The organism is Aquimarina atlantica, assembly GCF_000626715.1.
Classification (GTDB): Bacteria; Bacteroidota; Bacteroidia; order Flavobacteriales; family Flavobacteriaceae; genus Aquimarina; species Aquimarina atlantica.
Window position 1 is genome coordinate 194,730 of the sequence record NZ_AQRA01000001.1, and the last position, 20,858, is coordinate 215,587.

The following is a 20,858-nucleotide window of genomic DNA, read 5'->3' on the forward strand; positions in this document are numbered from 1 at the left end:
TAAAAGGAATTATAAGGTATATAATAAAAAAAATAGACGTTACTTAAATAAATCAGAGCTTAAATATCTATCTCCACGATCACAAATAATAGCAACAAGTACACCACTTTTTAGTGTTTTTGCCAGTTTTACAGCGGCAGTAACAGCTCCGCCACTACTCATGCCAGAGAAAACGCCTTCTTCTTTTGCTAATCGTTTTGCCATATCAGTGGCTTCTTCCTGACTTACTTCAATAACCTGATCTACTTTATCCGGATTAAATATTTTGGGAAGATATTCTTTTGGCCATTTACGTATCCCGGGAATTCGGGATTCATCGGTTGGTTGCACTCCAACAATTTGTATATCTTTTGATTGTTCTTTGAGATAAGTCGATGTTCCCATAATCGTTCCTGTAGTTCCCATAGAGGATACAAAATGAGTGATTTTACCTTGTGTATCTTTCCAGATTTCTGGTCCGGTAGTTTTATAGTGGGCACGCCAATTATCATCGTTAGCAAATTGATTTAGCATTACATACCCTTCTTTATTAACTTTGTCTTCTGCATAATCTCTAGAACCTTCTATCCCTATATCTGATGAGGTAAGTGTTACTTTAGCACCAAAAGCGCGCATAGTTTGTACCCGTTCTTTGGTAGAATTTTCGGGCATTACCAATTCGATATCCAGTTTAAAAATTCCTGCGATCATTGCCAAAGCAATTCCTGTGTTACCACTTGTTGCTTCGATAAGTTTAGTATTTTGATTAATATCACCACGATCGATGGCTGATTTAATCATATTATAAGCGGCACGATCTTTAACACTTCCTCCTGGATTATGTCCTTCTAGTTTTAGATATAATGTAATATTAGGATTGTCTATTAAGGAAGTAGCCTTTACCAAAGGGGTATTTCCTATAAGGTCTAAAATACGATGTGACATTAAATAACTTTTTTGATCTTAATTTCTGCTGTATTTGAAATAATTGAATTTTCGGGAACCGAAGAGGTAATCCATGCGTTACCACCAATAGTACTATTGGCCCCAATAACGGTACTTCCGCCTAGTATTGTTGCATTAGCATAGATGGTTACATTGTTTTCTACGGTTGGATGACGTTTTACATTACGAAGTTTTCTGTCTACATATAATCCACCTAGAGTTACACCTTGATATATCTTAACATTGTCTTTTATTATTACCGTTTCTCCGATAACAATACCGGTAGCGTGATCAATAAAAAAAGATTCTCCGATTTCTGCTCCCGGGTTAATGTCGGTACCTGTTAATCGATGCGAATATTCTGTCATTAATCTAGGAACAAGGGGTAGGCCAAATTTAAGAAGCTCATGACTTAATCTATAGATTGCTATAGCAAAAAAACCAGGGTAGGCCATATATATTTCTTCTATAGAGTTTGCCGCCGGATCACTTTTTATAAAAGCCTGAGCATCGAGATTTAGTTTTTCTAATATACCAGGTAACTTCTCTAGATAAGATTGCCATAGTTTACTACATGGTTTCTCGGTTTCCCAACAAGCTAGATCGACAAGTGTTTCAAAAGTTTTTTCAAGACGATCTATGTTCCTAGCTACTTCTGTATCTGTATCGAATAATGTATAGAAAAGTAATTTCGTAAAATATTCGGTTTTTTCTTTTAGCTCAAGTTTAAGATTCGGGTTCTTTTTCAGCTCTTTTATCTTAGCGATAATTTGATCTCTTTCTTTAGTCATTTTAGTTTGTTTGAAAACTCTAGTAAATATATAGAATAAAAGGTATAAAAGTCTTTTTAAACTATAAATACTTACATTTTTAAAATAATAATAACATTAGGAGGGTATAATTGCTGGTATTCTGTAATTTTTAGTTAAACTTTTATCAGTATTAGGTCTTTATATAATGAATGGTTGTTGATCGATTTATGATTTAAATCATATTTAGGAGCATTGTGATTATCTATTTTTACACAAATAAAAGATAAAAAGATCTTTTAATAATAAATTAAATTAATTATCACTATGTTATCTAAAAAACAAGCGCGAAATTTCTTTCTGGGAGGAACATTGGTCACTTTTTTGGCATTTATTGGGTTAACGATCTACTCTTTTAGTGAAGAACAAGATCAATCCAACTATACTAACATAACAGAACAGGTTGTACGTGGAAAGCAGTTATGGGAAACAAATAATTGTATGGGATGTCATACTATTTTGGGAGAAGGAGCCTATTATGCGCCAGAGCTAACCAAGGTTCTGGACAGAAGAGGAGAAGGGTATGTAAAAGCAGTGCTAATGACCCCTGTTCCCTGGGCACCAAATGGCAGAAAGATGGTAGCTTATGGTTTTTCTGAAGAAGAAGCAAAAGATCTTATCGCCTTTTTTGATTGGATTGATGATATTGATCTAAATGGCTTTGATAGAGTTGTGTCTCCATTAGCAAAAGATGAAAACTAAATAACTTAAAAATATAAATAGATGAAATACAAATCTCAAAAAGTAGCATACTGGTTCTTTGCCTTATCCATGTTACTATTGGTCTTACAAATTACCTATGGATTTATTATGGGTTTTGCCCGTATTGGTCTGGATGGATTACATGATTTTATTCCCTTTAATACGGCTAGAGCCGTACATACAAATTTATTAGTAGTCTGGTTATTATCGGGCTTTATGGGAGCTGCATATTACATTATTCCCGAAGAAGCTCAACGTGAACTTGTAAATGTAAAATTGGCTTATGTACAATTAATTTCACTTGCACTGGTTGGTGTTACTGCTATTATAGGGTATCATTTTAATTGGTGGGAAGGACGTAAATTTTTAGAAATACCAAGGCAATTAGACTTTTTGGTTGTTATTAATGTACTATTATTTTTAGGGTTAATACTCATCACTCTTTTTAAAGGAAAACGTAGGACTACTACAGCATTAGTACTTTCTATGGGGTTATTGTTTGCTGCCTTATTGTATTTACCAGGGATGTTACCATTTGATAGCCAGGTGACTGATTCATTTTTTCGTTGGTGGGTTGTACATTTATGGGTAGAAGGAGTTTGGGAGCTTATTATGGGAGGTATTCTTTCCTTCTTGCTAATAAAACTTACCGGGGTTGATAGAGAGGTTATAGAGAAATGGTTATATGTTATTGTGGGATTAACTTTTTTATCAGGAGTATTAGGTACTGGTCACCATTATTATTACATAGGCGTTAACAAAATATGGTTAATTGTAGGAGGTATATTTTCTGCTTTAGAGCCCCTGGCATTTTTGGCAATGGCACTTTTTGCAGTAAATATGTATCGAAAAGGAGAGAAAAAACATCCTAACACCATAGCATTATTCTGGACTATTGGGTCAGCAATTGTATCTTTTGTAGGAGCAGGGCTATTAGGTTTTGCTCATACATTACCACAAACCAATTTATATACTCATGGTACTCTGGTTACTGCCATGCATGGTCACCTTGCTTTTTGGGGAGCATATGCAATGATCGTACTTGCAATTATTAGTTATTCTTTACCAAATCTAACAGGAAGAAAATTGTACAATAGTGTAAGAGGAAGAACCTCATTCTGGACATCTAATATTGGTATGATAGGTATGACTGTTGCTTTTGGTGTAGCTGGTGTTGCTCAGGTATATTTAGAACGTAAGTTTAAGATGGAATTTATGGCTGTACAGGAAGAGATTAGTATTCACTTTGTTGTATTGATTCTTTGTGCCACACTATTTACTATCGGAATCATATTATATATAATTGATTTTATAAAACATGGTCGTCCTAGTGATGAAGCTATGGAAGTTCAAGAAGTCTAATTGACACAAAAATATAGTTTTCTTTTTTCAAGATAAGGTCTAAAAAGACATGTTGCGTTTATGAATCTACCTTTCCCCCATATGATGTAGATGTACAATTGATGTTACAGTGATATAATGATTTGAAAAACTTCATTTATTACTACTCATAACTTTTTAGGCCTTTTTCAATTTAAAAACAATAAAATTATGGATCATAATGCTGTCAACGGAAACAAAACAGTACTATCTAAAATGGCTGTTGAAATACCACTAAGTCCTCCTTTTTATAAGCCTATTGCTAAAGAGATAGAAGTTTTTGAGCATACTTATAAAAATAAACTTCCCGTTCTTTTAAAAGGGCCGACAGGAACAGGAAAGACAAGGTTTATCGAGTATATGGCACATCAATTAGGAAAAAAACTAATTACGATCTCTTGTCATGAAGAAACTTCATCTACAGATTTGATAGGCCGTTACATCATTAAAGGAGCAGAGACTATCTGGATAGATGGTCCTTTGACAAAAGCTGTAAAAGAAGGGGCTATTATTTATCTCGACGAAATAGCAGAAGCCAGGCCAGATGTTATTGTTGCAATTCATGCATTAACAGATCATCGAAGAGAGTTGTTTATTGATAAATTAGGAGAGACCATAAAAGCACATCGGGACTTTATGCTGGTTGCCTCTTTTAATCCAGGGTATCAAAAAGGATTTAAAGAGTTAAAGCCATCTACAAGACAACGATTTATAGCTGTGTCATTTCAATATCCATCTCCAAAGATCGAGTCCGAAATTATAGAAAACGAAACAGGGGTTACCGAGGCATTAGCAAGAAAACTGGTAAATATTGCCAATAAAATCAGAAATCTTACAGAATTAGGGTTAACAGAAACAGTTTCGACACGATTATTGGTGGATGCAGCAAAATTAATTCATTCTGGATTACCAAAACGATTATCGGTTAAGGTGGCTGTAGTAGAACCACTAACAGATGATGAGGAAATAGCAACTGCATTGACAGATTTATGCGATTTAATGATATAACAGAATCTTATGTTTGAGCCCGATGAATACATATATAGCAAAATCGTTAGTTTTTTAAAAAGACGAAAAAAAAAGTCTCAGGAGAAAAATCAGTTTGCAGTAAAACTAGAAGATATAAAACCAAGATTAACCATTCTGGCTCGTGCAATAACGGGGGAAGCAATAGAAATTTTTGAAGCAGAAAGAGAAGGCGGATACAAAAACAACAATTTTTTTCTACCCACTCGTTTTTCAGAATTTTTAACGATAGAAGAAAATATTTCATTTTATGTATTTAGAACAGTGTATTTATCGATGCAAAAGAAACTGGGATTTAATTTTACTCCAGCAGATGAGTACGCTGTAGAAGAGGCTCAAAAAAAAGCAAGAGAAACTTCTGATAAGGTTTTGATAAAAGTACAGGATCAATTTCCTTTTGTACTAGAGATATATCAAAAACTAAAAACCTGTTTTGAATCAATAACACCAAAAGAAAAACAACCAGATTTTACTTATATCTACGGAAAATGGATGAGCAATGATCCATTTTTAAAACCAAAACATGAACTAAAAAATTTTTCTGAGAAAGCAAAAGAAGCAATTCTCGATGAAATCAAAACTACGCTAAAGGCTAATGCAGTAGAAGAAATCGTAAATATAGAAGTAGACAAAAAGACACAGGAAGATTATGTACTTACCCATAATTTTGAAAAAGTAGAAACAGCAGAGGAGTATGACGGAGGATGGCGTAATTTTGATGGAGACGATGAATTAGAGGAGCATGCCAATGCATTAGAAGAACTTACTATGAAACATACAGTAAGAGTTGATGATCCCACACATTCTGTTTACCAGGCTGATTTTATAGAAAATACAACAATTTCAGAAAGCATTGAAACAAATACCAAAGGATACCACTTGTCTTATGATGAATGGGATTGTTCTAAACGAAGCTATAAACCTGATTTTTGTAAAGTTTATCCCAAAAATCAAATCAAAACCGATATTGAATATTACAAAAAAACAGTAAAAGAAAATGCTTCGACTTTAATGGGACTTCGCAAAATGCTAACCTCTGTTAATAATAAGTATCAACAACAACGAAGGCAGGTACAAGGTGAAGAATTCGACTTAGACATGATTACAGATTTATTTACCGATGTACATTCTGGGCATACACCATCAGATAAAGTATATGTGTCTAAACGAAAAAAAGAAAAAGACCTTTCTATTTTATTATTGTTAGATGTTAGTTTATCTAGTGATGGATATGCTGCCGGAAATAAAGTTATTGATGTAGAAAAACAGGTATCTATAATTTTTGGAGAAATCCTTGATGAGTTTGGAGTCGATTTTTCTATACAATGTTTTTATTCTAAAACCAGAAACTATTCTACTTATATCACTCTAAAAGGATTTGAAGAGGATTGGAATACATCCAAGTTTAAAATAGGAGCGGTATCACCTTGTGGATATACTCGAATTGGTGCTGCATTAAGACATTCTGGAATGTTAATGGATCAGCGTGCTACTAAAAATAAATGGGTAATTCTTATTTCTGATGGAAAACCTAATGATTATGATAAGTACGAAGGAAAATATGGTATTAACGATGTGAAACAGGCACTTAGAGAACTCAACCAAAGACAAATAAATTCGTATGCACTGGCTATAGAAGCACAGGCAAAATACTACTTACCACAAATGTTTGGACAGAACCACTATCAGATTTTAACAACACCGGTAGAACTCTTACAATCATTAGTACAGCTTTATGAAAAAATAAAATACCAAAATTAAATGAACTCTTTTTTACCAGAAGTAGAAAAATTACCCGAGGGACACCCGGTAAAAGTATATTATCAGGAAAGTGAACTCATCCAGAAATTACTATCAGAATTATATGAAGCAGATGCGGTAGCAGATTTTCAACAATACTTCAATATATTTAACCAGTTAACAACGATAGAAAAACGATTTGCTCGAAAGGAGAACCAGCTATTCCCGTATTTAGAGAAACATGGTTGGAATGGCCCTAGCAGAGGTATGTGGTCTTTTCACGATAATTTAAGAGACCAGATTAGGCTGCTAAACACATATAATACAGAGAGAAATACTACTAAAATCATAGAAAACCTTCCGTATTTGATTGAAGGAATTAAACGCCTTCTAACCATTGAAGATATGCGATTGTTTCCTATTGCAATGCAAATGCTTAGTGAAGATGACTGGAAAGAATTTTATGAAGGAGACGAAGAAATGGGGTGGATGTTACCACAGAAACCAAAGCCATATCCCGCAATAGAAAATGGATATATTCACCCAAGTGAAGATTTTACCGAACGTGATTTACCATTTTCTTTAGAAGATACCTTTCATTATGATGAGGGCTACATGACCCCAAATCAGGTAAATCTATTACTTCGCTATTTACCAGTTGATATTACTTATGTAGATGAAAACGACAAAGTTATTTTTTATAATCGGGGAGAAGATCGTGTTTTTCCCAGAAGCAAAGGAATTATAGGAAGAGAAGTTCGTTTTTGTCACCCTCCCAAAAGTGTAGACATGGTACTACGCATAGTAGATGAATTTAGAGCAGGAACAAAAGATGTAGCAGAGTTCTGGTTTAATTATAGGGGACAGATAATTCATATCCGATATTTTGCCATTAGAGATAAGCACAAAAACTACAAAGGAGTTATCGAAATGTCTCAGGATGTAACTGAAATTCAAAAATTGAAGGGAGAAAAACGATTATTAGATTGGGATTGAAAGCACAAAAAAAGTACAATTGTTAGATAGAATTGTATACAAATAACAAAGGATTAATGAAGATAAATGAAACAAGAACCTATTAACTATAGCAATATATACTACCCACCAGGAGGAATCCTTATGTGGATCATAATTTCTTTAGAATTAATAACTTTTGGAATGGCGATAATAGCAATGGTATATAGTGGCAAACAAGAACCTGATCTTTTTCATCAATCGAGAATGCTGTTAAATCCAATTTACGGAATTATTAATACTATTCTTTTACTTACCAGCGGTTTTTGTATGGCAATTTCGGTTCATTATCTAAGAATTAATATCCCTCAAAAATCTAAAATACTGTTATTGGTAACCATGCTGTTTGGAATGCTGTTTTTACTAGTAAAAACCTTCGAATATAACGAAAAAATAAGCCTGGGCTTTGATATTAATCATAATTTGTTTTTTACGTTTTATTGGTTACTCACTTTATTTCATGTGATACATGTTATTGTTGGTTTAGTAATATTAGGTTCGGTTTACTTTGGACTACGAAATAAGAAAACAACTATAGAAGATGTAGAAGCAAGTGCTTCATTTTGGCATATGTGTGATTTGATATGGTTATTCATCTTTCCTATCATTTATTTATTTTTTTGATAAAAAAGCATATATCCGTTTTAAGTGAAGCACACTAATTTTAAAAGATTTCCCCATGAAAAAAAGTATAACTATAAGTTACATATTCTTACTATTATTAACCATTATTTCTGGAATAATATCAGGTACGATAAATAAAAATATTTCTTTTATCATTTTACTGTTGTCTGCATTAAAATTTATTGGCGTATCGTTTTATTTTATGGATTTAAAAAAAGCACATACTTTTTGGAAATCTATTATAATTGGCTATGCAATAGCCTTGATTATCATTGTTTTAATGATTTGATGGTATTACAGTTTTATCAATGCAAATTGATCTATAATAGATATGAATAGTGTATTGAAAAATTGATACAAATTTTGAATATATGAACTGATATTTATCATAATTTTTTTGTGAGTTTGATCCTATCTTTAATATAGAATTTAAACCTAATAGAATGAAAAAAAGAACACCTGTTTCCAAAATTATGACTTCCGATGTAATTACCCTAAATCACACTAATGGTTTAGAAACAGCGGAAAAGCTATTTAAAGAAAACAATATTCGTCATATTCCTGTAGTTAGTGGCGATGCTATTATTGGTATGTTAAGTTATACAGATTTATTACGTATAAGTTTTGCCGATGCCGTAGAAATAGACGAGCAAGATGTTGATACGGTAGTGTACGAAATGTTTACTATAGAACAGGTAATGGCAAAAAATCTGATAAGTGTAAACTCTAGTACTACAATCAAGGAAGTTGCAGAAATATTGTCAAAAAAAGAATTTCATGCATTACCAGTAGTAGATAATGATAAACTGGTAGGTATAGTAACCACAACAGATTTGATAAATTATTTATTAGATCAGTTCTAATAACCCGGTTTTTAGAAAACGTAAAAAAGGGAAGCAATGTGCTTCTCTTTTTTGTTGAAATAAAGTAAGGGTTGATCTATCATATTCTATAAATTTTAGTTAAACTTCGATAGAGAAAACAGATTTTAGTATTTTTAAGATCAAAGTATATTTTATGAGTACCATACCAAAAACAATATTTGAATTTTTAAAAGATCTCAAAGAAAACAATCATCGAGATTGGATGACAGAAAATAAGAAACAGTATCAGAGTAATGAAAAAATACTCAAAACGTTTTATGCATCTGTTGCAGAACGATTAAATGAGAAAGACGAGATCGAAAAAACTAAAGTATTTAGAATTAATAGAGACATTCGTTTTAGTAAAAATAAAACACCATATAATGTACATCGTAGTGCGAGTTTTAGCAGAGCAGGAGCACATAGGAGAGGAGGGTATTATTTGCGATTAGAACCGGGTAATTCACTTATGGCAGGAGGTTTTTTTAGCCCAGAGCCAGCAGATTTACTGCGTATTAGAAAAGAATTCGAAATGGATGATCAAGAGATTCGCGAAATATTATCAAATGCAGATTTCAAGAAAGCATTTGATGGTTTTGATCCTTCAAACCAAGTGAAAACAGCTCCAAAAGGATTTAGTAAAGATCACCCTAGTATTGATTTGATCAAAAATAAATCATTTTTTGTTGCGCATAACTTTACAGATGCAGAAGTTTTCGCACCTGATTTTCTGGATAAAGTAGTATACCATTATGAATTACTAAGACCATTTTTTGATTATATGAGCGATGTGCTTACTACAGACCTTAATGGTGTTTCTTTGATTGATTAGAGAATAATGGAAATACATATTATCAAAAATAATAGAAGAAATGTATTGTCTTGTGTTAGAGAAGATGGTAGCACAACCAGTACTGATTTAGGTCCTGATCTTCCTAATCACGATATGGCGCATTTTGTTGTAGAATCTTATTTTGGTCTAAAACAAGGATTTTACGGAATGATAAAATCAGGAATGACCATAGAAGAACTTTCTAATAAAGAAATTATTAAAACCTTAGGAAAAGAGTCCTGGCTTGCTGAGGTTTTGGCTAGAAACCTTCAGGCATTGGGTTCGGGCTCTAGTACAATAGAAGAATTTATTTCTTTGGTTGCCTGGGAAACAAATACGATGTCAATTCAGCCTCCAGAAATGAAATTATCCGATGTTAAAAAAATCAAGTCCAGTTTTGATGAGCTATGTACTCAATGGGAGAAATTATCTGATCAGAACCGTTTGAGCTTGATGTTTTAAAAATTATATTACTTAATATTGGAAAATTCTGTGAGGTTTTTTGAACTTAAAATGATGCATTAATAAAACCTCACAGATATATTGATTAGTAAACAACAAACTGATCTTGATTTGATGTAGTTACTTTTAACCTATGTTGCGAATAGGATATAGATAAAGGGAATTAAACCTGAGTCATTCCTCCATCAACTTCTAATTCTATTCCATTAATATAGGATGCATCATCAGATGCCAGGAATAAAGCAGATTTAGCTATTTCTTCTGGAGTTCCAAAACGACCCAAAGGTACTTGGCTGGCAAAACCTTTTCCCATTTCTTCTGAAACATCTTTTGGTAATCCCATTTTACTAAAAATTGGAGTTGTAATAGGCCCTGGAGAAATAGAATTTACACGAATACTTCTGGACTTTACCTCTGAAGTTAAAACTCTTTGGTAAGCCCGTAATGCACCTTTGGTGGCAGAATATATCGCTAGGCCATCAAAGGCTCGATGTGTTACTACAGAGTTATTAAAAAGGATTGTTCCTTCATCATTAATATGTGGTAATGCTTCTTTAATTGCTAATATTGGTCCTTTTACATTAATATTAAAAATCTCTTCATAATGCGCTTCTGTGATTTCATGGGTTGGAGTAGGACGTAAAACAACGCCAGCATTAAGAAATAGAATATCAATTTTGCCATATTTACGTATAGCTTCTTTAATCAATCTTTTATTATCTTCTGGTTTGGCTACGTCTGCAGTAACGGTTATAAAATCCCCTACAAGTGTTTCTGAAACTTCATCCAATGCCTCCTGGCGCCTTCCCGAGAGTACCACTTTGGCGCCTTCTTGTAAATACAATTTGGCTGTTGCTAATCCGATTCCGCTATTTGCTCCTGTAATAACGGCTACTTTGTTGTGCAGTTTTTTCATCTTAATTGATTTTTTGTTAATAAATTTTACTTGAGGCAATTATTTCGAATATGCTAAACGATACATATGACAATCCTATAACTCCTTTATAAGATTTCTACTGGGGAAGTAGAACTAAAATTATTTTTACCGAATGTGTAGTAGAAATCATCATTGTAATGATATACATGATGTATACTAATAGAATTGTGTTTATGTGCTAAGCGATTGTTGGAATTGAAGAATAAACTATGCATCCAATGGGGTATATTAGAGGGGGGCTTGTTATTCTGAAATAGTATTGCTTTATGGAGGATTATAGCTAAGTTTATTTAGGCTAACAGATACCATTTTTTTGAAGAAGTTGTTATATAATTCTGTCTGACAGGGCCATTTGTGAGTATCATTTTTTTCTCCCATAGTATAGTGGTTTTAAGAAGTATATACCAGAGGGGGATTTGCCTGGAAATTACACAAAAAAGTATGTTTTTTTATATGTGTAATTAATTTACGGATGATAATATACGAATAATCAATGTGTTATGCAAAACTTGATATTTTGAGTTTTATAGAGTTGTGATATTATAAAAGAATGATAATAGAATTGAGGAAGATGAAAAAAGGCTGATTATTGATATAAATCAGCCTTTTTTCACAAAGAAGTATTTTATATTTGACTTAACCCACCATCAATTTCTAAATCGACACCATTAATAAAAGATGCATCTTCTGAGGCTAGAAATAAAGCTGATTTTGCGACTTCTTCAGAAGTTCCGAAACGGCCTAATGGTACTTGTTGAGCAAAACCTTTACCCATTTCTTCTACAACGTCTTCTGGTAATCCCATTTTACCGTAAAGAGGTGTTTCGATAGGTCCTGGTGCAATAGAATTAACACGAATACCTCTAGACTTTACCTCAGAAGTTAAAACACGTTGGTAAGCTCGTAATGCCCCTTTGGTGGCAGAATAGACTCCTAATCCATCAAACCCTTTTTGATAAACGATAGAGTTTGTAAATAATATAGCTCCCCCGTCATTGATATGAGGTAACGCTTCTTTAGTTGTTAATATTGGTCCTTTTACATTCGTGTTAAATAGAGTGTCGTAATGCTCTTCTGTTATTTCATGTGCAGGTGCTACTGGTGCAATGCCGGCATTTAGAAATAACACATCAATTTTTCCGTATTTAGTGGTTGCTTCTTCAATTAATCTTTTGTTATCTTCTGCTTTGGCTACATCTGCTTTTATGGTAATAAAATCACCCTCAAGTGCTTTTGCAGCTTCATCTAGTGCTTCTTGGCGTCTTCCCGAAAGCACCACTTTGGCTCCTTCCTGTAAATACAGTTTTGCTGTTGCTAATCCTATTCCGCTGTTGGCGCCTGTAATAACGGCTACTTTGTTTTGTAACTTTTTCATGGTATTATTTTATATGTATTATTAGTTTATTTGAAACAATCGTTTCAAAATAGATTAAAAAAAATTAGTACAATACTTTGAGTACAGTACGAGTAAGATTTCTTAAGTCATTTTCATTTTTATTTAATATTCCTGTCATTCTAAGTCCTTGTATAGACGAGAACAGGTATAATGCATATTGACTTGCTGTTTGATTTTGGTTAAATATCTTTTCCATTTGTCCTTTGGTCACAATATCTTCAAGCATTGCAATCATTCGATCTTGATTTTTTTCCATAAAGGATTTAATCAAAGGCTCCTGGTTTGTCATTTCTGATTTACAATTAATAACCAAACAACCTTTACGATCATTATCATTAATAATTTCTTGAATGTATAAATCAAAAATTGCTTCAATGGCCTCGGTTGCATTATAAGATTGTGCTAACTTTTGGCTAAAACTGTTTCCATATATGGACTGATAATGCGAAAGAACTTCAAGAAACATATTTAATTTACTTCCGAACGAGTTATAAATACTCGATCGGTTTAAATCAGTAGCATCTACCAAATCTTGCATAGAAGTACCATTGTATCCTTTTTTGTGGAATACTTCGGTAGCTTTTTGCAAAACTGTGTTTCTGTTAAATGTTTCTACTTTTGGCATATTTAAAATGAAATGATCGTTTCAAAAATAATTAAAATTGGCAATGTACACTGTTATAAAAATCATAAAGTTTATAAAATGAGCTTCATCATCATGTCTGTCTGAAGATCTGTTCCTAACATAAATTTGTGGGTATTAAAGACTTTAAAGCCATTTCTTTTGTAAAACTTGATGGCTCCTGGATTTTTCTCCCAGACCCCTAACCAGATAAACTCTATAGATTTTTCTTTTGCTATTTGTAAGATTTTTTGAAATAGCAATTGCCCAATTTTTTTCCCTTGTTGCTCCTTTACGACATATATTCGTTCTATTTCCAGAGTATTACCTTCTACAGGCTCTGTCTGTGCATTACCAAAATTTATTTTAATATATCCAGCTATTTGATTATTTATCCACGCAAAGTAAAACTTAGAGTTTGGGTTATGTAACTCTCGTGTAATGTTATCCAAAGTGAAGTTTTCATTAAGGTACTCATTGATATTCTCTTCTGTATTATGAGGGGGACCAAAAGCATCATAAAAGGTCTGACGCCCGATGTCTAACAATTTATGGTTATCTTCTGGTTGTACTGGTTTGATCAGAACTTCTGGTAATCCCATTTTGATACTGAATTAATTGAACACTAATTTTTTAAAAACTTATATAAAATCATCACAATATTTACAACTACCAAGTTCTGGGAACTGAGAAAATAAAAATTGTGATTTAAATGATTAATTAATAAGTATAAAAACCAAAGTCAATGTATCATTTTGGTTTTTAACTAGATAATTCGTTTGATTACTCTTAATTTATGAGTGTGCGTACGTTTCTCGGCATTATAAATCCCGGTGTGATCGATACGGTCTACACGCACTTTACCATGCGCATGAATGATGTAATTGTCTTTCATTATAATACCTACATGGGTAATTGCACCTTCCTCATTATCAAAAAACGCCAGATCTCCGGGTTCACTTTCTTCTATAAAACTTAGCGGATCTCCTTGTGTTGCTTGTTGAGATGCATCTCGTAATAATTTATATCCATTAAGTTTATATACCATTTGAGAAAAGCCACTACAATCAATACCAAAATTTGTTTTTCCTCCCCATAGGTATGGTGCATTAAGAAATAGAAAAGCGGTATTTACGATATTTTCTTTAGGTTGTTTTTCTGTAATTCGGGCTCCTTCATAGTGATGTTTAAAAAAGTCTAATGCTTTTAGAGAAGAGCCTAGAGGAATAAGCATTAATTGATTATCATCGCAGCTTACAAATTCGACCATATCTCCCACCATGCAAAGTGGTTTATTATCGAAATTAGTATATTCTTCTTCGGTGATTTCTACATATTGTTTGTTATCAATCCAACCTTCATAACGATCAAAAGCCAATCGAATTTTACTCCATTTTTTACGTTTTTCCAGCACTTTAAAATGGTCACCATATAACACTTGGGAAACCATTTCGCTAGGGTCTTGAGGTTCAAAACGTAACGGAACAATACTTAAATTACAAATACCGTATTGCATGAATTTTTTATAGGAAAAAGACGAATAAACGTCAGATTATTATATGATTAGTTTGAAATTCAGAAAATAGAAGCTAAGGGAGTAGTTTTCGATCCTTAGCTTCGATTTTCTAATGTACAATTACACTCTTTCGATTACCATAGCCGATGCACCACCACCACCATTACAAATGGCCGCAGCACCGATCTTGGCGTTGTTTTGTTCTAATACGTTGATTAAGGTAATTAATATTCGTACTCCAGAACATCCTAATGGATGCCCTAATGAAACCGCACCACCATTTACATTGGTATTGGTGTCATTAAGTCCCAGAATTTTTTGATTTGCTAACCCAACAACAGAGAAAGCTTCGTTAAACTCGAAGAAATCTACATCATCAAGAGAGATTCCTGCTTTTTCTATTGCTTTTGGTAATGCTTTTGCAGGAGCAGTAGTGAACCACTTTGGTTCTTGTGCAGCATCTGCATAACTTTTTATTCTTACAAGAGGTTCTAATCCAAGTTCTTTTGCTTTTTCGGCACTCATAACAACAACAGCTCCTGCACCATCATTAATTGTAGAAGCATTTGCAGCAGTAACTGTTCCTTCTTTAGAAAACGCAGGACGTAAAGTAGGAATCTTTTCCATTTTTACGTTTTTATACTCTTCGTCTTCTGTAATCATAATAGGTTCTCCACGACGTTGTGGTACGGCTACAGGCACTACTTCATTATCAAATTTACCATCCGCCCAAGCTTTTGCAGAACGTTCGTAAGATTGAATAGCAAAAGCATCCTGATCTTCTCTGCTAAAATTATGCTCTGTAGCACAAAGATCTGCACAAACTCCCATTGCATTATGATCATAAGCATCTACTAATCCATCTTTTTGCATACCATCATCCATCGTCTGAGGTCCAAATTTATGTCCTGCTCTTAATCGTACATAGTGAGGTATTAAGCTCATGTTTTCCATTCCTCCGGCAACTACAATATCTGCATCACCTAAAGCAATGGTTTGTGCGGCATGCATAACAGCTTTCATACCACTCGAACATACTTTATTTACAGTCGTACAAGGAACAGTATCGTTAATACCTGCTCCTAATGCAGCTTGTCTGGCAGGAGCTTGCCCATTTCCGGCCTGAACAGCATTACCCATATATACTTCCTGAACTAATGAAGGATCTAAATTTATTTTATCTAATGCACCTTTAATTGCAGTGGCTCCCAATTGAGTAGCCGGAACAGTAGATAAACTTCCCATAAAACTTCCTATTGGTGTACGTACTGCAGATACAATTACTACTTCTTTACTCATTATTTATGTTTTAAAAATGTGTGTATTGTTTTTTGCGAATTTAGTGATTTTTGAAGGATATGCATAGTGAAGTTACTAACAAGAGTTATAATGAGGTACTGACTTATTTTTTATGCTACATTGAGTGATGATTTCGAATTACAAAAAGATTCTATTGTTACCTGGTCTATAAGTGATTTCACTGTTTTCAGGGGGAGTTACAACTTTTTTGGAGCATATTTTTGCGTAAAAAAAGTAATGGAAAATCTAAAATATACTTTTGCTTTGTTTATGAGTATTCTAATTATAGCATGTTCTAATGATGATGATACTATAGCAACTATAATTACCGTAAAAGACTTTGAAACAGTTATAAAAGAGAATCCGGTTGTTGATCAAGAATTGGGTGTTATAGAGGCGAGTACCAATCTAGGAACATTAGATTATAGTATTAAATCAGAAGATCCTGCAGGTGCTTTTGCTATTGATAGTAAAACAGGAAAACTAACTGTAAAAGATGCTACCCTGTTTGATTATGAAACGAATCCTAAACTTACAGCTATAGTGTTGATTAAGGTAGGAGGAGAAAGTAAAGAAGTAACGGTAACAGTAGATTTGATCAATATTGATAAGCCTACCATAACGGTAAAAGATTTTGAAACCACTATAGATGAGAACCCTGATCAAGGGCAAGAGTTGGGTACTATAGAAGCAACTACCGATGAAGGGGAATTAGCATATATTATCAAAACTGAAGAACCCACAGGCGCTTTTGCTATTGATAATAAAACAGGAAAACTAACAGTAAAAGATGTTACCCTGTTTGATTATGAAACCCGAGATCAACTTACAGCTATAGTGTTGATTAAAAATGGAGAAGAAAGTAAAGAAACAAAAATAACTGTACACCTTAATAATATTAATGGGAACGCAACCATAACAGCAAAGGATTTCGAAACCACTATAGATGAGAATACTGAACAAAGACAAGGTTTAGGATTTGTAAAAGTCACCACCGATCAAGGTAAACTAACCTATAGTATTAAAAAAGAGAATCCTGCAGGAGCATTTATGATATTCCCTAGTGAAAAAGGGGAAGAAGGAGAAAATGGTTTTTATATAGAGATAAAAGACGTTAGTTTATTTGATTATGAAAAAAGAACAGAACTTACTGCTATAGTATTGGTAACAAATGGAGAAACAAGCAAAGAAGTAACTATAACAGTGAAACTAAATGATATTGTGGGGGATATTAATTTTGCTGACCTCAATTTTAAAAAGGCTTTATTAAAACATACCAACCCTATAATCGATACTAATACAGATGGTGTAATAACACTAGAAGAAGCAAAAGTTGTTACAAAAATGGATGTAGGAAGAAAAAGTATTACTGACCTTTCTGGAATTGAATATTTTACAGCATTGACTACACTAAATTGTAGCTCAAATAATAATTTGACTATTCTAGATTTAAGCAAAAATATAGCATTGACCGAACTGGATTGTAGTAGTAACGACATAACTACCTTAGATGTAAGCAAAAACATTGAATTGACTAAACTAAATTGTAATGATAATGATTTAACCTCTGTTGATGTGAGTAAAAACGTAAAACTAAATTTTTTGAATACTTCTCAAAATCCATTAATAGATTTGGATATAAGTAAAAACACAGTATTAGAGACGTTAGGTTATGGCGATGAAAATAGTCCGTTAACTACTTTAGATATAAGTAAAAATGCAAAATTGTCCACTTTATTTATTGGATATACCGACTTAACCTCTATAGATTTGAGCAATAATACCGAACTAACTAGACTAGCTTTTCTTTTTAGTAATATGACAACTCTGGATTTAAGTCATAATACAGCGCTAACCCACCTGGATTTTCTGGCATGTACTATAAATACTTTAGATCTAAGTAATAATGTTGCATTGACTAATCTAGCCTGTAATGGTGCCAAGCTATCCTCTCTAAATTTGAAGAATGGTAACAATGCGAATTTAACAGCTAGTTTTCACAATAACCCTTCTCTTACATGTGTAGAGGTTGATGATCCTACTGCAAACTATAATTGGTCTAAAGATGATACAGCGGTATATTCTAGTAATTGTTCTTTATAAGTATAATGTAAAAATCATATAAAACAAAAAACGATGATCCGGGATCATCGTTTTTTGTTTTATATCTTATATCTTTTTGGGTTATAATTATAATCACATTAAAGAACTCGTTTTAACCATTTCATATAGATATCATTGAAGAAGATAAATTTTGAAAGAAAAAGAATTACTCAAGATAAGTTCTTTTAGTATTTTTGGGTAATTTCTAAAATATGAAAAGTTTTTTGAACAAATTATATAAAAAACAATCCTCTATATATAGGATTTTTCTTTTTATATGTACCACAGCACTAATTGTATACTTATTTCCGAAAGGAGGGATATTTAAATATGAATTTACAAAAGGTAAACCCTGGCAATATGAAAATTTATATGCTCCTTTTGATTTTGCAATTGCAAAAACCGAAGCAGAAATTGAAGAAGAGAAAAAACGAATTAAGGATAATGTAATTCCCTATTTTGAATACGACACTATAATTGCTAATTCTGCCAAAGAATCTTATGATATTGCATTTTCTAACTATTTAAAAGCGCTTGACCAAAGTAGTAGCAGGGATCAGGCAAAACTTTTTGGTAGGATATTGCTAAATGATATATATAGATATGGAGTTTTGCAAGAAAAATATTCTTATGATAATGATAGACAAATTTTTTTAAATAAAGGAAATACAGCAGAAGCAATAACTTATGGTCAAATTCTAACCTCTGATGTCTTAACCAAAACCATTAATTCCCGTATTGATAAAAGTGAATATACCAAGTTTAAAAGCGATTACGTCGCCTTGTTTTATGATCTGATAAAACCAAATGTTAGACTAAACAAAAGGCTAACAGAGAGTACTTTAGAAATTGAATTAGAGAAGGTTCTAACTACTAGAGGGGGAGTATCCAGAGGCAGTAGGATTATAGCCAAAGGAGAGGTAGTAGAAGGAGATAAATTACAAATATTAAATTCGTTAAAAGCAGAATATGAATCCCAGGTATGGAGTGATAAAAATTTTTATTGGATCGTATTGGGGTATTGTTTATTAGTTTCGTTAGCACTTATGATGCTTCTGTTGTTTATTAAAAAATATAGAGCAGATATTTATGAAAACAATACTCAGGTAACTTTTATTTTCTTTAATGTTCTTTTTCTGGTATTGATAACTACCTTGGTGGTTAAATATCGATCAGAATATATCTATGTTGTCCCTCTATGTATTCTCCCTTTGGTTCTTAAAGCATTTTTCGATTCGAGATTAGGATTATTTACTCATGTAATTACAGTACTTATATTGGGGTTTGTTGTCCCTAATAGTTATGAGTATACCTTTTTGCAGATTATTGCAGGAATCGTAACGATATTAACAATTTCAGAATCTTTTAAGAGAGCTAATTTGTTTATTTCTGTAGGTCAGATCACATTAATTTATATCCTGGCGTATATTGCATTTCATATTATTCATGAAGGAAGTATAAGCAATATCGATTGGATTACAGTTGGGTTGTTTGTAATAAGTGGATTTGCAACTCTTATAGTGCATCCATTAATTTATGCTTATGAAAAGGTTTTTGGATTGATTTCTGATGTTTCATTATTAGAGCTTAGTGATACAAATTCGGTTTTACTTAAGGAATTGTCTAATAAAGCACCAGGAACATTTCACCATTCACTTAATGTGGCTAATATTGCAGAAGCTGCTGCTAATGAAATAGGAGCTAACGCTATGTTAGTAAGAGTAGGAGCATTATATCATGATATTGGTAAAATGGCAAACCCTACATATTTTACCGAAAATCAATCTGCCTCTGGTAATGCACATGATGTATTATCTCCAAAAGAAAGTGCCAGAATTATTATTAACCATGTGATACGAGGAATAGAGATTGCTAAAAAAAATAACTTACCCGATCGTGTTATTGATTTCATTAGAACGCATCATGGTACTAGTACCGTTTACTATTTTTATACCAAAGAAAAAGAAACTAATGAAAATGTGAATATTGAGGATTTTAGGTACCCTGGCCCGAAACCATTTTCTAAAGAAACTGCTATTTTGATGATGAGTGATAGTGTAGAGGCTGCTTCAAAAAGCCTTAAAAATCCTACAAGTAGTTTGATCGACTCTTTTGTAGAAAAAATAGTGAGCAAACAAATGGAAGATAATCAGTTTCTGAATGCCAATATTACCTTTAAAGAAATCCAACAGATCAAAAAAGTCTTTAAACGTAAACTAACCAATATTTATCATCTTAGAATAGAATATCCAGAATAATATCGATATACGTAAGACTTTGCCAATGACAAGAATATCTGTTACGTAGATTCTATGCTTTTACCGTTTTACCAAGATATTTTCGATCCATCCAAAAAGTTCCGAAAGGGATAATAGAACAAACTAAAACAATCATAAGTGTTTTGGTGTTCCATTGTTTTTCTGGTTTCACAAGAAATGCAAATACAATATAAATTAGAAAAAGAAATCCATGAGCCATTCCTATTATTTTATTAGGCTCTGGAGATTCAAACATATATTTTAAAGGCATGGTTACAAATAGAATAAGCAGGTATGAAATACCTTCAAGATAGCTGATTAATCTAAAACTTGAAATCATAAAATTATTGG

At 32.8% G+C, this 20,858-nt stretch carries 21 protein-coding genes; 12 read left to right on the forward strand and 9 right to left on the reverse strand.

The genetic code is table 11. The features are described from left to right. Positions 1-39 precede the first annotated feature (39 nt). Both cysM and epsC read right to left on the reverse strand, forming a co-directional pair. Positions 40-924 (reverse strand): cysteine synthase CysM, encoded by an 885-nt coding sequence (gene cysM, locus ATO12_RS00865; RefSeq protein WP_034237805.1) that lies wholly within the window; start codon positions 922-924, stop codon positions 40-42. Beyond that, positions 924-1,715, reverse strand: coding sequence for a serine O-acetyltransferase EpsC (gene epsC, locus ATO12_RS00870; protein ID WP_034237808.1), 792 nt, complete (start codon positions 1,713-1,715; stop codon positions 924-926). Before epsC ends, cysM begins: the two co-directional genes overlap by 1 nt. 285 nt (positions 1,716-2,000) lie before the next feature. On the opposite strand from epsC, the gene ATO12_RS00875 reads away from it, so the two are divergent. The 10 genes from ATO12_RS00875 to ATO12_RS00920 all read left to right on the forward strand — a co-directional run bounded on the left by ATO12_RS00875 (position 2,001) and on the right by ATO12_RS00920 (position 10,376). Further along, positions 2,001-2,435 (forward strand): c-type cytochrome, encoded by a 435-nt coding sequence (locus ATO12_RS00875; protein ID WP_034237809.1) that lies wholly within the window; start codon positions 2,001-2,003, stop codon positions 2,433-2,435. 21 nt (positions 2,436-2,456) lie between these two features. Further along, entirely contained in the window at positions 2,457-3,797 is a 1,341-nt protein-coding gene (locus ATO12_RS00880) for a cbb3-type cytochrome c oxidase subunit I (RefSeq protein ID WP_034237812.1), read from the forward strand. A 189-nt stretch (positions 3,798-3,986) separates the two neighbouring features. Beyond that, positions 3,987-4,823, forward strand: a complete 837-nt coding sequence (locus ATO12_RS00885; protein WP_316932912.1) for a CbbQ/NirQ/NorQ/GpvN family protein — start codon at positions 3,987-3,989, stop codon at positions 4,821-4,823. A gap of 9 nt (positions 4,824-4,832) precedes the next feature. Further along, complete coding sequence (locus tag ATO12_RS00890) at positions 4,833-6,602, forward strand: nitric oxide reductase activation protein NorD (RefSeq protein WP_034237815.1); 1,770 nt, start codon at positions 4,833-4,835, stop codon at positions 6,600-6,602. After that, the gene (locus ATO12_RS00895; protein ID WP_034237817.1) at positions 6,603-7,577 is read left to right on the forward strand and encodes a DUF438 domain-containing protein; all 975 of its coding nucleotides are present in this window, start codon (positions 6,603-6,605) and stop codon (positions 7,575-7,577) included. A 66-nt stretch (positions 7,578-7,643) separates the two neighbouring features. Beyond that, complete coding sequence (locus ATO12_RS00900) at positions 7,644-8,219, forward strand: cytochrome c oxidase subunit 3 (protein WP_034237818.1); 576 nt, start codon at positions 7,644-7,646, stop codon at positions 8,217-8,219. Between the two features lie 55 nt (positions 8,220-8,274). Continuing rightward, positions 8,275-8,508 (forward strand): cytochrome C oxidase subunit IV family protein, encoded by a 234-nt coding sequence (locus ATO12_RS00905; RefSeq protein WP_034237819.1) that lies wholly within the window; start codon positions 8,275-8,277, stop codon positions 8,506-8,508. A 154-nt stretch (positions 8,509-8,662) separates the two neighbouring features. After that, entirely contained in the window at positions 8,663-9,082 is a 420-nt protein-coding gene (locus tag ATO12_RS00910) for a CBS domain-containing protein (protein ID WP_034237820.1), read from the forward strand. Positions 9,083-9,236: 154 nt separating this feature from the next. Then, the gene (locus ATO12_RS00915) at positions 9,237-9,914 is read left to right on the forward strand and encodes a DUF2461 domain-containing protein (protein WP_034237821.1); all 678 of its coding nucleotides are present in this window, start codon (positions 9,237-9,239) and stop codon (positions 9,912-9,914) included. A gap of 6 nt (positions 9,915-9,920) precedes the next feature. Continuing rightward, the gene (locus tag ATO12_RS00920) at positions 9,921-10,376 is read left to right on the forward strand and encodes a hypothetical protein (protein WP_034237822.1); all 456 of its coding nucleotides are present in this window, start codon (positions 9,921-9,923) and stop codon (positions 10,374-10,376) included. A gap of 163 nt (positions 10,377-10,539) precedes the next feature. Here ATO12_RS00920 and ATO12_RS00925 read toward each other — a convergent pair whose 3' ends face one another. From ATO12_RS00925 to ATO12_RS00950, 6 genes are all read right to left on the reverse strand, one after another. Further along, positions 10,540-11,292, reverse strand: a complete 753-nt coding sequence (locus ATO12_RS00925; RefSeq protein ID WP_034237823.1) for an SDR family NAD(P)-dependent oxidoreductase — start codon at positions 11,290-11,292, stop codon at positions 10,540-10,542. Positions 11,293-11,938: 646 nt separating this feature from the next. After that, on the reverse strand, positions 11,939-12,688 hold the full coding sequence (locus ATO12_RS00930; RefSeq protein WP_034237824.1) for an SDR family NAD(P)-dependent oxidoreductase: 750 nt from the start codon (positions 12,686-12,688) through the stop codon (positions 11,939-11,941). 64 nt (positions 12,689-12,752) lie between these two features. Next, entirely contained in the window at positions 12,753-13,334 is a 582-nt protein-coding gene (locus ATO12_RS00935) for a TetR/AcrR family transcriptional regulator (protein WP_034237825.1), read from the reverse strand. A 71-nt stretch (positions 13,335-13,405) separates the two neighbouring features. Continuing rightward, complete coding sequence (locus tag ATO12_RS00940; protein WP_034237827.1) at positions 13,406-13,933, reverse strand: GNAT family N-acetyltransferase; 528 nt, start codon at positions 13,931-13,933, stop codon at positions 13,406-13,408. A gap of 164 nt (positions 13,934-14,097) precedes the next feature. Beyond that, a complete protein-coding gene (locus tag ATO12_RS00945; protein ID WP_034237828.1) occupies positions 14,098-14,847 on the reverse strand; it encodes a C40 family peptidase in 750 nt (249 codons plus the stop codon). 120 nt (positions 14,848-14,967) lie between these two features. Further along, positions 14,968-16,146 carry an acetyl-CoA C-acyltransferase gene (locus ATO12_RS00950; RefSeq protein ID WP_034237830.1) on the reverse strand — a complete coding sequence of 393 codons (1,179 nt, stop codon included), beginning with the start codon at positions 16,144-16,146 and terminating at the stop codon, positions 14,968-14,970. 237 nt (positions 16,147-16,383) lie between these two features. On the opposite strand from ATO12_RS00950, the gene ATO12_RS24515 reads away from it, so the two are divergent. Next, entirely contained in the window at positions 16,384-18,249 is a 1,866-nt protein-coding gene (locus ATO12_RS24515; RefSeq protein ID WP_165583304.1) for a hypothetical protein, read from the forward strand. A 212-nt stretch (positions 18,250-18,461) separates the two neighbouring features. Continuing rightward, the gene (locus ATO12_RS00960; protein ID WP_034237831.1) at positions 18,462-20,507 is read left to right on the forward strand and encodes an HD family phosphohydrolase; all 2,046 of its coding nucleotides are present in this window, start codon (positions 18,462-18,464) and stop codon (positions 20,505-20,507) included. Between the two features lie 52 nt (positions 20,508-20,559). Here ATO12_RS00960 and ATO12_RS00965 read toward each other — a convergent pair whose 3' ends face one another. Then, complete coding sequence (locus ATO12_RS00965; RefSeq protein ID WP_034237832.1) at positions 20,560-20,847, reverse strand: DUF3817 domain-containing protein; 288 nt, start codon at positions 20,845-20,847, stop codon at positions 20,560-20,562. Positions 20,848-20,858: the final 11 nt, after the last annotated feature.